This window comes from Solimonas sp. K1W22B-7 (genome assembly GCF_003428335.1).
Classification (GTDB): domain Bacteria; phylum Pseudomonadota; class Gammaproteobacteria; order Nevskiales; family Nevskiaceae; genus Solimonas_A.
This window is the reverse complement of the sequence record NZ_CP031704.1, coordinates 1,662,181-1,674,461: the sequence shown is the minus strand read 5'-3', so window position 1 is coordinate 1,674,461 and position 12,281 is coordinate 1,662,181. Positions and strand designations below refer to the sequence as shown.

The window sequence follows — 12,281 nt, the reverse complement described above, 5'->3', positions numbered from 1 at the left end:
GATCCCGGAGCTCAGGCGTCCAGCAGCTTGCAGCCGGTCCTGGCGCGCAACTCGTCCATCGTCACGCCGGGCGCCAGCTCGCGCACGCGCAGTCCTTCCGGCGTCACGTCGATCACGCCCAGGTCGGTGATGATGCGGTCCACCACGCCGACGCCGGTCAGCGGCAGGTCGCAGCGCTCGAGAATCTTCTTCGCATCGCCTTTTGCGGTGTGCTCCATCAGGATCACCACGCGCTCGACACCGGCCACCAGGTCCATGGCGCCGCCCATGCCCTTGACCATCTTGCCGGGGATCATCCAGTTGGCCAGGTCGCCCTGCTCAGACACCTGCATGGCACCGAGGATCGACAGGTCGATATGGCCGCCGCGGATCATCGCGAAGGAGTCCGCGCTGCTGAAATAGGCGCTGCCCGGCAGATCGGTGACGGTCTGCTTGCCGGCGTTGATCAGGTCGGGGTCGACCTGGGCGTCCGTCGGAAACGGACCGATGCCCAGCAAGCCGTTCTCGCTCTGCAGCCAGACGTCCATGCCCTCGGGAATGTGATTCGCCACCAGCGTCGGCAGGCCGATGCCGAGGTTCACGTAGAAACCGTCGCGCAGTTCCAGCGCCGCGCGGCGCGCCATCTCTTCCTGTGTCCAGGCCATGTCAGTTCTGCCTCACGGTGCGTTTCTCGATGCGCTTCTCGGGCGTGGCGTTGAGCACCATGCGCTTGACGTAGATCCCCGGCGTATGGACCTGGTCCGGGTCCAGTTCGCCGACTTCGACGATCTGCTCCACCTCGGCGATGCACATGCGGCTGGCGGTCGCGCACATCGGGTTGAAGTTGCGCGCCGTCTTGCGGAACACCAGGTTGCCGGCGGTGTCGGCCTTCCAGGCCTTCACCAGCGAGATGTCGGCACGCAGGCTCTTCTCCATCACGTACCAGTGGCCGTCGAACTGGCGGGTTTCCTTGCCCTCGGCCACCAGGGTGCCGTAGCCGGTGCGGGTGTAGAACGCCGGGATGCCGGCGCCGCCGGCGCGCAGCTTCTCCGCCAGCGTGCCCTGCGGCGTGAACTCCAGCTCCAGCTCGCCGGCGAGGTACTGGCGCTCGAATTCCTTGTTCTCGCCGACATAGGACGAGATCATCTTGCGCACCTGGCGCGTGGTCAGCAGCTTGCCGAGGCCGAAATCGTCGACGCCGGCATTGTTGGAAATGACCGTCAGCTCGCGCGCACCGCTGTCGCGCAAGGCGTCGATCAGGGCCTCCGGGATGCCGCAGAGGCCGAAGCCGCCCACCGCCAGCGTCATGCCGTCCTTGACCAGTCCCGCGAGCGCCTCCGCGGCGCTGGGGTATAGCTTGTTCATGCCTGTTTCTCCTTCCTGCCTGCCATGGCCGTCGCCACGCGCGAGCGCGTCGGCCGGCCGAGTTCACCCGAAATGAAATCACCCGCTGCCGCCAGGGCCGCAAGATCGACGCCGGTTTCGATGCCCAGGCCCTGCAGCAGGTACACCAGGTCTTCACTGGCGACATTACCCGAGGCACCCGCCGCATAGGGGCAGCCGCCGAGCCCGGCAACCGAGCTGTCGAATACCGCCACACCGCATTGCAGCGCGGCATAGACATTGGCCAGGGCCTGGCCGTAGGTGTCATGGAAATGCCCGGCGAGGTGCTGCAGCGGCACGCGCCGCGCCACCGCCTCGATCATCGCCTGCGTCTTTCCCGCCGTGCCGACACCGACCGTGTCACCCAGCGAAATCTCGTAGCAGCCCATGTCGTAGATCCGCCCGGCGACATCCGCGACCTGCTCCGGTGAAACCTCGCCCTGGTAGGGGCAGCCGAGAGCACAGGACACGTAGGCGCGGACCGGAATGTTGGCCGCGCGCGCCGCCACCATCACATCCTCGAAGCGGCGCAGGCTCTCGGTGATCGAACAGTTGATGTTCTTCTGCGAAAAAGCCTCGGAAGCGGCGCCGAACACGGCCACCTCCTGCGCGCCGGCCGCCAGCGCCGCCTCGAAACCCTTGAGGTTCGGTGTCAGCGCCGAGTAGCGCAGGCCCTCGCGGCGCGGCGCGCCGCGCATCACCGTGTCCTGGTCCGCCATCTGCGGCACCCACTTGGGCGACACGAAGGCAGTGGCCTCGATGTAGCGCAGGCCGGCATCGGCCAGCTTGCCGATCAGCGCGAGTTTGGTGGCAGTGGCCACCACGCCGGGCTCGTTCTGCAGGCCGTCACGCGCGCCGACCTCGACGAGCTTGACCTGCCGCGGCAGCGGACTCATGCCGCCGCCTCGAAATCGACCAGTTCGACGCCGTCCTTGACCTGCTCCCCGGCCGTGCAGAGGAAGGCCTTCACGGTGCCGCGTGCCGGCGCACAGAGCGTGTGCTCCATCTTCATCGCCTCCATCACCAGCAGCGGCGCGCCCTTCTCCACCACGGCGCCCGTTTCCACCAGCAGGGCGACGATCTTGCCCGGCATCGGCGCGGTCAGGCCACCGTGGGCCTCCTGTTCCTCGCCGGCATGCGCCAGCGGATCGACCACCTGGAGCAGATGGCGCAGGCCACCCTGGAATACGTGCAGGTCTTCGCCGAGCGCCACGACATGGGCTTCGGCGCGGTGCTCGCCCAGCGCCCAGGACAGGGCATCGCCCTCGCCCGCCAGCGTCGCCGCGGCGCCGCCGACGGTGAAGCCGCCACCGGCATAGCCCACGGCCACGGCGGTCTCCTGTTCGCCCTGGCGGAAGCGCAGCGAACGCGACTGCGTGCTGTTGAGGCGCCAGCCGTCTCCCTGGGCCCAGGGAGACTGCGGGTCCAGCGTCGCCGCACCCCGTGCCCGCGCCTCGGCCTGCTCGCTGCGCAGGCGCCACAGCGCCGCAGCCTCGAACGCCGTGACCGGGGCCGCGGCGGCGGACGCCAGCAGCGTCTCCCGCTCGCGCTCGATCAGGCCGGTATCGACCTGGCCGGCGCGGAACTCCGCGTGGCCGACCAGGCGCGACAGGAAAGCGATGTTGTTGCCGACGCCGGCGATGCGGAACTCCGCCAGCGCGCGCAGCATGCGCTCGGTGGCGCGCTCGCGGCTCTCGTCCCAGACGATCAGCTTGGCGATCATCGGGTCGTAGTGCGGGCTGATCTCGTCACCCTGCTCCACGCCGCTGTCGACACGGACATGGGCGGAGGCCTGCGGCGGCGCGAAATGCGCCAGCCGGCCGATCGAGGGCAGGAAGCCCTTCTCCGGCTCCTCGGCGTAGACGCGCACCTCGATCGAATGCCCGCGCAGCGGCACCTGCTCCTGGCGCAGCGGCAGCGGCTCGCCGCTGGCAACGCGCAGCTGCCATTCCACCAGGTCCAGGCCGGTGATCATCTCGGTCACCGGGTGCTCGACCTGCAGGCGCGTGTTCATTTCCATGAAGTAGAACTCGCCGCCGGTATCGGCGATGAACTCCACGGTACCGGCGCCGACATAGCCCACCGCGCGCGCGGCATCGCAGGCGGCCTTGCCCATGGCGGCACGACGCTCTGCGGTCATGTGCGGTGCCGGCGCTTCCTCCACCACCTTCTGGTGGCGGCGCTGCGCCGAGCAGTCGCGCTCGTGGAGGCTGACGATGTTGCCCTGGCTGTCGCCGAACACCTGGATCTCGATGTGACGCGGACGCTGCAGGTACTTCTCCACCAGCACGCGGTCGTCGCCGAAGCTGGCGCGGGCCTCGCGCTGGCAGGAGGCCAGCGCGGCCTCGAAGGCCTCGCTGCTCTCGACCACGCGCATGCCCTTGCCGCCACCGCCGGCCGAGGCCTTGATCAGCACCGGGTAGCCGATGCGGTCGGCCTGCGTGCGCAGGAAGGCCGGTGCCTGCTCGTCGCCGTGGTAGCCCGGCACCAGCGGCACCGCAGCCTTCTCCATCAGCGCCTTGGCGGCGGACTTGGAGCCCATGGCGCGGATCGCCGTCACCGGTGGGCCGATGAAGGCGATACCGGCCGCGGCGCAGGCCTCGGCGAAGCCCTCGTTCTCGGACAGGAAGCCATAGCCCGGATGCACCGCCTGGGCGCCGCTCCGGCGTGCGACCTCGACGATGCGCTCGGCGCGCAGGTAGCTCTCGCGCGAGGCAGCGGGGCCCACGCAGTACGCCTCGTCGGCCAGGCGCACATGGCGCGCGCCGGCATCGGCCTCGGAATACACCGCGACGGTGCGGATGCCCAGGCGGCGGCAGGTGGCGATGACGCGGCAGGCGATCTCGCCGCGGTTTGCGATCAGTATTTTCGTGAACATGGTCATGGCATCCGGGCGATCACATCCGGAACACGCCGAAGCGCGTCTGCGGGATTGGCGCGTTGAACGCGGCGGACAGGCCCAGGCCGAGCACGCGGCGGGTCTGGGCGGGATCGACGATGCCGTCGTCCCACAGCCGGGCGGTGGCATAGTAGGGGCTGCCCTGGGCATCGAACTGCTGGCGCGTCGGTGCCTTGAACTTCTCCTCGTCCTCGGCGCTCCAGCTCTTGCCCTGCGCCTCCAGGCCGTCGCGGCGCACGGTGGCCAGCACGCTGGCGGCCTGCTCGCCGCCCATCACCGAGATGCGCGAGTTGGGCCAACTCCACAGGAAGCGCGGCGAGTAGGCGCGGCCGCACATGCCGTAGTTGCCGGCACCGAAGGAGCCGCCGACCAGGAAGGTGAACTTGGGAACCTGCGCCGTGGCCACCGCGGTGACCATCTTGGCGCCGTCCTTGGCGATGCCGCCGTTCTCGTACTTGCGCCCGACCATGAAGCCGGAGATGTTCTGCAGGAACACCAGCGGGATGCCGCGCTGGGCGCAGAGCTCGATGAAGTGCGCGCCCTTCTGGGCGGACTCCGAGAACAGGATGCCGTTGTTGGCGACGATGCCCACCGGGTAGCCATGGACATGGGCGAAGCCGGTGATCAGGGTGCTGCCGTAGCGCGCCTTGAACTCGTCGAGCCGCGAACCGTCGACGATGCGGGCGATCACCTCGCGAATGTCGTAGGGCTTGCGCGTGTCCGCCGGGATCGCACCGTACAGCTCCTCCGGGTCGTACAGCGGTGCCTCGGGGCTGCGCAGGTCCACGCCCGGCTGCTTGCGGATGTTGAGGTTGCCGACGATGCGGCGCACCAGTGCCAGCGCGTGGTGGTCGTTCTCGGCGAAATGGTCGGCCACGCCGGAAATGCGCGTGTGCACGTCGGCACCGCCGAGGTCCTCGGCGCTCACCACCTCGCCGGTGGCCGCCTTCACCAGCGGCGGGCCACCGAGGAAGATCGTGCCCTGGTTGCGCACGATCACGGTCTCGTCCGACATCGCCGGCACGTAGGCGCCACCGGCGGTGCAGGAGCCCATCACGCAGGCGATCTGCGGAATGCCCTGCGCCGAAAGGTTGGCCTGGTTGTAGAAGATGCGGCCGAAGTGCTCCTTGTCCGGGAACACCTCGTCCTGCATCGGCAGGAAGGCGCCGCCGGAGTCCACCAGGTAGACGCAGGGCAGCCGGTTCTCGCGCGCCACTTCCTGCGCACGCAGGTGCTTCTTGACCGTGATCGGGTAGTAGGTACCGCCCTTCACGGTGGCGTCGTTGGCCACGATCATGCATTCGCGGCCGGCGATGCTGCCGATACCGGCAACCACGCCGCCACAGGCGATCTCGTTGTTGTACATGCCATGGGCCGCCAGCGGCGACAGCTCCAGGAACGGCGAGCCGGCGTCGAGCACGCCGTCGACACGGTCGCGCGCCAGCAGCTTGCCGCGGGCGGTGTGCTTCTGCCGCGCCGCTTCGGAGCCACCCAGGGCGGCCTGCGCGGTGACGCTGCGCAGTTCCTCCACCAGCTTGCGGCTCAGCGCCGCGTTGGCCTTGAATTCCTCGCTGCCGCTGCGCAGCTTCGACTGGATGACGTTGCTCATGTCAGCGCCCGCCCACGAACAGTTCGCGGCCGATCAGCATGCGGCGGATCTCCGAGGTGCCGGCACCGATCTCGTAGAGCTTGGCGTCGCGCCACAGGCGGCCGGTGGGAAATTCGTTGATGTAGCCGTTGCCGCCCAGGGCCTGGATCGCCTGCCCGGCCATCCAGGTGGCCTTCTCGGCGGAGTACAGGATCGCGCCGGCCGCGTCCTTGCGCGTGGTCTCGCCACGGTCGGCCGAGCGGGCCACGGCGTAGACGTAGGCGCGGCAGACGTTGAGACCCACGTACATGTCGGCGAGCTTGCCCTGCATCAGCTGGAACTCGCCGATGGCCTGGCCGAACTGCTTGCGGTCGCGCACATAGGGCTGCACCACGTCCATGCAGGCCGCCATGATGCCCAGCGGGCCGCCCGACAGCACGATGCGCTCGTAGTCCAGGCCCGACATCAGCACCGCGGCGCCGCGGCCCTCGCTGCCCAGCACGTTCTCCTCCGGCACTTCGCAGTCCTGGAACACCAGTTCGCAGGTGTTGGAGCCACGCATGCCCAGCTTGTCCAGCTTCTGTGCGGTGGAGAAGCCCTTGAAGCCCTTCTCGATGATGAAGGCGGTGATGCCGCGCGACTTCGCCGCCGGGTCGGTCTTGGCGTAGACGATCAGCGTGTCGGCGTCCGGACCGTTGGTGATCCACATCTTGTTGCCGTTGAGGACGTAGCGATCGCCCTTCTTCTCGGCGCGCAGCTTCATGCTGACCACGTCGGAACCGGCACCCGGCTCGGACATGGCCAGCGCACCGATGTGCTGGCCGGAGATCAGCTTGGGCAGGTACTTGTGCTTCTGCGCCTCGCTGCCGTTCTTGCGCAGCTGGTTGACGCAGAGGTTGGAGTGCGCGCCGTAGGACAGGCCGATGGCCGAGCAGGCGCGGGAGATTTCCTCCATCGCGACGACATGCGCCAGGTAGCCCAGGTTGGTGCCGCCGTACTCCTCCTCCACCGTCAGGCCGAGGATGCCCAGCTCGCCCAGCTTGGGCCAGAGTTGGTTGGGGAAGGCGTTGTCGCGGTCGGCCTTCTCGGCCAGCGGGGCCACTTCGCGCCGGGCGAACTCCTGCACCGCGTCGCGCAGCTGGTCGATGTCGTCGCCGAGGGCGAAGTTCAGGGAAAGATGGCTCATGGCGGCTCCGGGCTCCAGCGTAATAGCGGACAGCGGTCGGGAAGTACGGGGGACAGGCGAGACCGCCTAGAATCCTCCCGGGGATGGCGCAGTCTATGCCCAATCTGGTAAAAAGTGAAATGCCTTTCATAAATCTAAATATGGTTCACAAATGGCCTACCAGCGCTCCGCCCTGATGCAGGAACGCCTGGCGGAAAACCGCCAGCGCATCCTGCTGTCCGCGAGAAAGCTGGTGGCCGAGGGCGGCTTCCGCCTGGCCTCGATCACGGCCGTGGCCGAGGCCGCCGGCCTGTCGACCGGCGCGATCTACCGCTACTTCCCCTCCAAGGCGGCGCTGTTCGTCGAGGTGCTGAATTCCGCGGTGGCCCACGAATGCGAGATCCTCGACGCGATCGTCGACGGACAGGGCAACGCCACACTGCGCCTGCGCGCCGCGGTGGAGTCCTTTGCCCGGCGCGCCCTCAAGGGCCCCTCCCTCGCCTATGCCTTCATCGCAGAACCGGCGGACCCCGAGGTGGAGGCCGCGCGCCTGCTGTGCCGCCGCCAGTTCGGCGACGTGTTCAAGCGCGTGCTGCGCGAGGGCGTCGCCTCCGGCGAGTTCCCCAGGCAGTCGGTGGATGTCAGCGCCGCCTGCATCGTCGGCGCCTTCACCGAGGCGCTGGTGCGCCCGGTGGAACCCGCCACCCCGCGCAAGGCCGGCGAAGCCGTGGTGCGCGGCATCGTCGATTTCTGCGAGCGCGCCGTCACCGGCAGCCGCTGATCCCCAACCCAGGACTACTTCCATGAGCCAGCCTTTCGTCCACTACAGCCTCGAAGACCGCATCGTCACCCTGCGGCTGGACCGCCCGGAACGCCGCAACGCCATCGCCGAGCTCTCCGACTGCGAGGACCTGGCGGCCGCGCTGCAGCGGGCCCAGCAGGACAACGCCAGCTGCATCGTGCTGACCGGTGCCGGCAGCGCCTTCTGTGCCGGCGGCAGCGTGCAGGCCATGCAGAAGCGCGAAGGCATCACCGCGCTGGACAGCCCGGCGGCCACGCGCGCCAACTACCGCCGCGGCGTGCAGAAGGTGATCGAGGCGCTGTGGGAATGCGAGTTGCCGATGGTGGCGGCGATCAACGGCCCCGCCGTGGGCCTGGGCCTGGACCTGGCCTGCCTCTGCGACATCCGCATCGCCTCGGAAACCGCCACGTTCGCCTCCAGCTTCATCCGCCTGGGCCTGGTGCCGGGCGACGGCGGCGCCTGGATCCTGCCGCGCATCGTCGGCCTGTCGGCCGCCTCCGAACTGATCCTGACCGGCGACAGCATCGACACCACGGCGGCCAAGGCCATGGGCCTGGTGTCCCGCGTCGTCGCCGCCGATCGCCTGATGGAAGAAACCCTGTCACTGGCCCGGCGCATCACCGCCAACCCGGCCAGAACCCTGCGCCTGTCCAAGCGCCTGCTGCGCGAGGGCCAGCAGCAGCGCCTGTCCGACGTGTTGCAGCTGTCGGCGGCCTTCCAGGCCCTGGCCCATGAAACCGCCGACCACACCGAGGCGGTCAACGCCTTCGTCGAGAAGCGCCCGCCGGTTTTCACCGGGCGCTAGGGCCTGGCAATGGCCTGTCGGTCGGACAACTGAGGTCGGTGCTGTTCATCGCATCCCCCGGCTCAAGTCCCGCCGCCGAACACCCGCCGCGTCATGCGGGCGACCATCCCGATGCGCGTCCGCCGCGCAGCCGCGGAACTGGGCGCATAACCTGCTTCGTCGTCCGCCAGTCCCCAGTGATGGACCGGGCCCTGTGCCAGGCGCTCGAGCCCGGTGGCCGCGACATCGTCGGGCGAGGCAAGCTTGTCCGGCACCGGCAGGCCCTTGTCCGCCAGCAGCTTGCGGAAGGCCGGCGTGTCCGTCTGGCCCAGGACCAGGGTGAGCACATCGATGCCCTGGGGCTGAAGCTCGGCCCATAGCGCATCGCCGAAGCACAGTCCGAAGGCCTTGGTGCCGGCGTAGGCCGCCATGTAGGGAGCGCCGCCATAGCAGGCACCCGAGTTCACCAGCAGCAGCCCACCCCTGCCCCGCGGCTTCATGCTGCGCGCGAAGTGATGACAGCAGCGCATCGTCGCCATGACGTTGCGCTGCGCCAGGCCCAGCCAGGATTCGATGTCGCGATCGAGGAACAGCGCGCCGTTCGGATCGGCCCCGGCATTGAGCACCAGCAGGCCGACCTCGCGCGGCCCGACCAGGGCCACGATCCGCTCCATCGCATCGGCTGCGGCCAGGTCGACGCTGCCGGTGACGCAGTCGACCAGGCTCCGCTCACGAATCTCCCGCGCCAACTCCAGCAGGGGCTCCTCGCGCCGCCCCAGCAGGATGCAGTTGACGCCCCTGGACGCGATCAGCTGCGCAAAGGACCTGCCGGTGCCCTCGGACGCTCCCGCGATGAGGGCCCAGGGGCCGTAGCGCTCGGCGAAGTTCATCCTGCCTCCTTCCGGAATGCGGTCACGAAGATGCAAGGCCCGCGGCATGGCGCGCCGCGACATAACCCCAGACGAAGGACGGGCCGACGCTGCTGCCCGCCCCGGGATAGAAGCGCCCCATCACCGAGGCGGTCGAGACACCGGTGGCGTAGAGCCCCCGAATGATCGAGCCATCTTCGCGCAGCACGCGGGCCTGCTCGTCCGTCACGACGCCGCCGTAGGTGCCGACGTCGCCCGGGTAGACCGGCACGGCGTGGAACGGCGCCCGCTCGATGCTGCCCAGCGCCGGATTGGGCTGCTGCAGGTAGTCGCCCAGCCAGCGGTCGTAGGCGCGTTCGCCGCGATGGAAATCCTCGTCGCGATTGCCGGCGACAAAGCCGTTGAAGCGCTCGACCGTGGCCTTGAGCGTGGCGGGCTCCATGCCCAGTTGCCGCGCCAGTTCCTCGAGGCTGTCGGCCCGCTTCAGATAACCTTCGTCATACCAGCGCTGCGGCTTGCTGCTGCCTGGCAGGGTGCCGGCGAGCATGTACTTGGCCATGTACTGGCTGTCGAACACCGCCCAGCTCGGCACCGCAGGCACGCTCTTGTGACGTTCCAGCATGGCCTTGGCGTAGGCCATGTAGGAGCCGCCTTCATTCATGTAGCGCATGCCATCCTGGTCGACCAGGATGGCATGCGGCGCCGCCGTCATGGCCTGGGCGGTGGGCTTGATCTCGCTGTCTTCCGTGCCGGGCGGAATCGTCAACTGGTTGCCGACGCGCTCGTCCATCTGCGCGACGGCGGCACCGTGGCGCATCATCTCCTCGATCATCTCTCCGGTGTCGCCGGGCGCCGCCAGGCTCCACTGCACCGAGGTGCCCGGCATGTAGCGGTCGCGCATCCGCTGGTTGCGCGCAAAGCCGCCGGCATTGACCAGCACCCCCAGGCGCGCGGCAACCCGCCAGGGGCGGCCGTCCTTGGTGGTCTGCACGCCTTTCACGGCACCGTCCTCGGCGACCAGCCCGCTCACCGGGGAATCGGTGCGAATCTCGACGCCGGCGCGAAGCGCGGCCTGCAGCATGCGGCCCTGCAGCGCCGCGCCGCCGGCCACCCAGCGCTTGCCGGTGAGCCGCGCCAGCAGCGCACGCCACACCAGCTTCAGCACCAGCCATTTCACCCGCCAGGAGCGCTTGAGGGCGGGAAGTTCCAGCATCTCCTCCAGCGAAGCCGGCAGGGGAATCTGGACAAAGCTCGGTCGCAGTTTTTTCGCCCAGGGGCCCAGCTCGTTGATGTCGAACAGCTCGGCGACCACGGTGCGGCCGGCGGCGGAGCCCCCGGGCAGTTCGTCGTAGTAGTCCGGCCATTCCGCGACGCGCGTCAGCCGGACGCCCTGCCCGGCGAGGAATTCCAGCATGCGCGGCGACTCGGCCAGGTAGCGCCGGCGCCTGGCCGGCGTGGAGCCCGGTGCATCGCCCTGCCCGCCCAGCAGTGCCTCGAGATAGCGGGCCGCCTGCTCGTAGCTGTCGGCGACGCCGTCGCGCTTCATGAACGGATTGTCCGGTAGCCACATCACGCCACCGGAGCGGGCGGTGGTGCCGCCCACCAGGTCGGTCTTCTCCAGGATCAGGACGCTCTTGCCCGCCGCGCGCAGCACCAGCGCCGCGCACATGGAGCCGCCGCCGCTGCCGGCGATGACGAAGTCGAAGGTCTCGTTGAAATCCGTCGCCACGAATCGGGCCTAGGCCAGGGTGCTGATGATCTGCGGCAGGTCGACGGTCGTGCGGATCCCCGGCGCGGCCTCGCAGACGCAGGGGACGGCGTTGACGGCGCGGTGGGCCGTGAGCCCGGGCGATACCAGCGGCCATTGCTCGACGGATACCGGGAAGCGGATATCGACGGCCATCGGCACGTCGCCGGCCATCTCGATGCGCCAGCCATCGGAGCGCAGATCCCAGTCCGCATCGATGTCGGTGCCGCAATACCAGTTGGCGTCGAAGCTCATCAGCTTCTCGCCCTTGTACAGGCCGGTGACGGTGGCGCGCTGTGCCGCCACGGTGCCTGCCTCCAGGACCCCCGCGGCGATTTCGGTGCGGCGGCGGGCCAGCGCCACTTCGCCATGCGCCTCCACCGCGTCGAACCCGAGCCCCAGCGCCTCGGCCACCAGTTGCAATGACGGCGCGAAGGCCTCGCGAATATGATGCGCGCGGCCGGCATCGCGCCGCGGATCGGGCGCCTGCCCGAAGCCCATCACCTGGAACAGCAGTTCCGGCGAGTTGCGTGGAGCGAGGTTGGCAAACTCGCTGATGCGGAAGCCATCGAGGCGCCGCAGCAGCGAGGTCAGGACCAGCGGCAGCGCCTCGGTCACGAAACCGGGGCTCGCTCCAGTGGAGTGGATCGAGGCACCGCCCTGGGCACAGGCGGCTTCCACGCGCTGGCGCAGCTCGGGAGCCAGGCTCGCGGGATTGTTGAATTCGGTCCGCGTGGTGACGATGTTCTTGCCCGAGGCCAGGATGCGGCAGACGTCGTCGAAGTTGCAGCCCTGCTGCATGTACAGCACGCAGTCGGCGTCGAGCGCGAGGATGTCGTCGATGCTGCGCGTGGCCTTGACGCCGACGGGACCAAGCCCGCAGAACGTGCCCGCGTCGCGGCCCTGCTTGGCCTCGGAGTGGACGTACAGCCCCGCCAGGCTCATGGCCGGATGCTCGATGACCGAGCGCAGCGACCGGGTGCCGATATTGCCGGTGGCCCACTGCACCACCCGGTACCGCCGCTTCGAATGGCTTGCGCCTGCGCTCATGGCTTGCCCCGATCA

Annotated in this window: 11 protein-coding genes; 2 read left to right on the top strand and 9 right to left on the bottom strand. The window is 69.1% G+C overall.

Features of this window, described 5'->3' with window-relative positions; translation table 11 throughout:
• Positions 1–11 precede the first annotated feature (11 nt).
• The 6 genes from D0B54_RS07690 to D0B54_RS07665 are packed head-to-tail and all read right to left on the bottom strand — an operon-like array spanning position 12 to position 7,035.
• Positions 12–644 carry a CoA transferase subunit B gene (locus tag D0B54_RS07690; RefSeq protein ID WP_117290751.1) on the bottom strand — a complete coding sequence of 211 codons (633 nt, stop codon included), beginning with the start codon at positions 642–644 and terminating at the stop codon, positions 12–14.
• Position 645: 1 nt separating this feature from the next.
• Complete coding sequence (locus D0B54_RS07685) at positions 646–1,344, bottom strand: CoA transferase subunit A (RefSeq protein WP_117290749.1); 699 nt, start codon at positions 1,342–1,344, stop codon at positions 646–648.
• Positions 1,341–2,258 (bottom strand): hydroxymethylglutaryl-CoA lyase, encoded by a 918-nt coding sequence (locus tag D0B54_RS07680; protein ID WP_117290747.1) that lies wholly within the window; start codon positions 2,256–2,258, stop codon positions 1,341–1,343. Before D0B54_RS07680 ends, D0B54_RS07685 begins: the two co-directional genes overlap by 4 nt.
• A complete protein-coding gene (locus D0B54_RS07675; RefSeq protein WP_117295098.1) occupies positions 2,255–4,240 on the bottom strand; it encodes an acetyl/propionyl/methylcrotonyl-CoA carboxylase subunit alpha in 1,986 nt (661 codons plus the stop codon). The genes D0B54_RS07680 and D0B54_RS07675 overlap by 4 nt, the downstream gene beginning before the upstream one ends.
• A 19-nt stretch (positions 4,241–4,259) precedes the next feature.
• Positions 4,260–5,870: a carboxyl transferase domain-containing protein gene (locus D0B54_RS07670; protein WP_117290745.1), complete on the bottom strand. Its 1,611-nt coding sequence runs from the start codon at positions 5,868–5,870 to the stop codon at positions 4,260–4,262.
• A 1-nt stretch (position 5,871) separates the two neighbouring features.
• A complete protein-coding gene (locus D0B54_RS07665; protein ID WP_117290743.1) occupies positions 5,872–7,035 on the bottom strand; it encodes an isovaleryl-CoA dehydrogenase in 1,164 nt (387 codons plus the stop codon).
• 151 nt (positions 7,036–7,186) lie between these two features.
• On the opposite strand from D0B54_RS07665, the gene D0B54_RS07660 reads away from it, so the two are divergent.
• Positions 7,187–7,795 (top strand): TetR/AcrR family transcriptional regulator, encoded by a 609-nt coding sequence (locus D0B54_RS07660; RefSeq protein ID WP_117290741.1) that lies wholly within the window; start codon positions 7,187–7,189, stop codon positions 7,793–7,795.
• A 22-nt stretch (positions 7,796–7,817) separates the two neighbouring features.
• A complete protein-coding gene (locus tag D0B54_RS07655) occupies positions 7,818–8,621 on the top strand; it encodes a crotonase/enoyl-CoA hydratase family protein (protein ID WP_117290738.1) in 804 nt (267 codons plus the stop codon).
• Positions 8,622–8,683: 62 nt separating this feature from the next.
• On the opposite strand, the gene D0B54_RS07650 is transcribed toward D0B54_RS07655, so the two are convergent.
• Genes D0B54_RS07650 through D0B54_RS07640 form a run of 3 tightly spaced genes read right to left on the bottom strand, consistent with a single transcriptional unit; the run spans position 8,684 to position 12,266 of the window.
• Positions 8,684–9,490 (bottom strand): SDR family NAD(P)-dependent oxidoreductase, encoded by an 807-nt coding sequence (locus D0B54_RS07650; RefSeq protein ID WP_117290736.1) that lies wholly within the window; start codon positions 9,488–9,490, stop codon positions 8,684–8,686.
• Positions 9,491–9,512: 22 nt separating this feature from the next.
• The gene (locus D0B54_RS07645; RefSeq protein ID WP_117290734.1) at positions 9,513–11,198 is read right to left on the bottom strand and encodes an FAD-dependent oxidoreductase; all 1,686 of its coding nucleotides are present in this window, start codon (positions 11,196–11,198) and stop codon (positions 9,513–9,515) included.
• A gap of 9 nt (positions 11,199–11,207) precedes the next feature.
• Positions 11,208–12,266: an NAD(P)H-dependent amine dehydrogenase family protein gene (locus tag D0B54_RS07640; RefSeq protein ID WP_117290731.1), complete on the bottom strand. Its 1,059-nt coding sequence runs from the start codon at positions 12,264–12,266 to the stop codon at positions 11,208–11,210.
• Between the last annotated feature and the right edge of the window lie 15 nt (positions 12,267–12,281).

Excerpts from the sequence above, each read along its gene's own strand:
- D0B54_RS07690 (WP_117290751.1), bottom strand. The coding sequence starts at position 644 with ATGGCCTGGACACAGGAAGAGATGGCGCGCCGCGCGGCGCTGGAACTG.
- D0B54_RS07685 (WP_117290749.1), bottom strand. The coding sequence starts at position 1,344 with ATGAACAAGCTATACCCCAGCGCCGCGGAGGCGCTCGCGGGACTGGTC.
- D0B54_RS07680 (WP_117290747.1), bottom strand. The coding sequence starts at position 2,258 with ATGAGTCCGCTGCCGCGGCAGGTCAAGCTCGTCGAGGTCGGCGCGCGT.
- D0B54_RS07675 (WP_117295098.1), bottom strand. The coding sequence starts at position 4,240 with ATGTTCACGAAAATACTGATCGCAAACCGCGGCGAGATCGCCTGCCGC.
- D0B54_RS07670 (WP_117290745.1), bottom strand. The coding sequence starts at position 5,870 with ATGAGCAACGTCATCCAGTCGAAGCTGCGCAGCGGCAGCGAGGAATTC.
- D0B54_RS07665 (WP_117290743.1), bottom strand. The coding sequence starts at position 7,035 with ATGAGCCATCTTTCCCTGAACTTCGCCCTCGGCGACGACATCGACCAG.
- D0B54_RS07660 (WP_117290741.1), top strand. The coding sequence starts at position 7,187 with ATGGCCTACCAGCGCTCCGCCCTGATGCAGGAACGCCTGGCGGAAAAC.
- D0B54_RS07655 (WP_117290738.1), top strand. The coding sequence starts at position 7,818 with ATGAGCCAGCCTTTCGTCCACTACAGCCTCGAAGACCGCATCGTCACC.
- D0B54_RS07650 (WP_117290736.1), bottom strand. The coding sequence starts at position 9,490 with ATGAACTTCGCCGAGCGCTACGGCCCCTGGGCCCTCATCGCGGGAGCG.
- D0B54_RS07640 (WP_117290731.1), bottom strand. The coding sequence starts at position 12,266 with ATGAGCGCAGGCGCAAGCCATTCGAAGCGGCGGTACCGGGTGGTGCAG.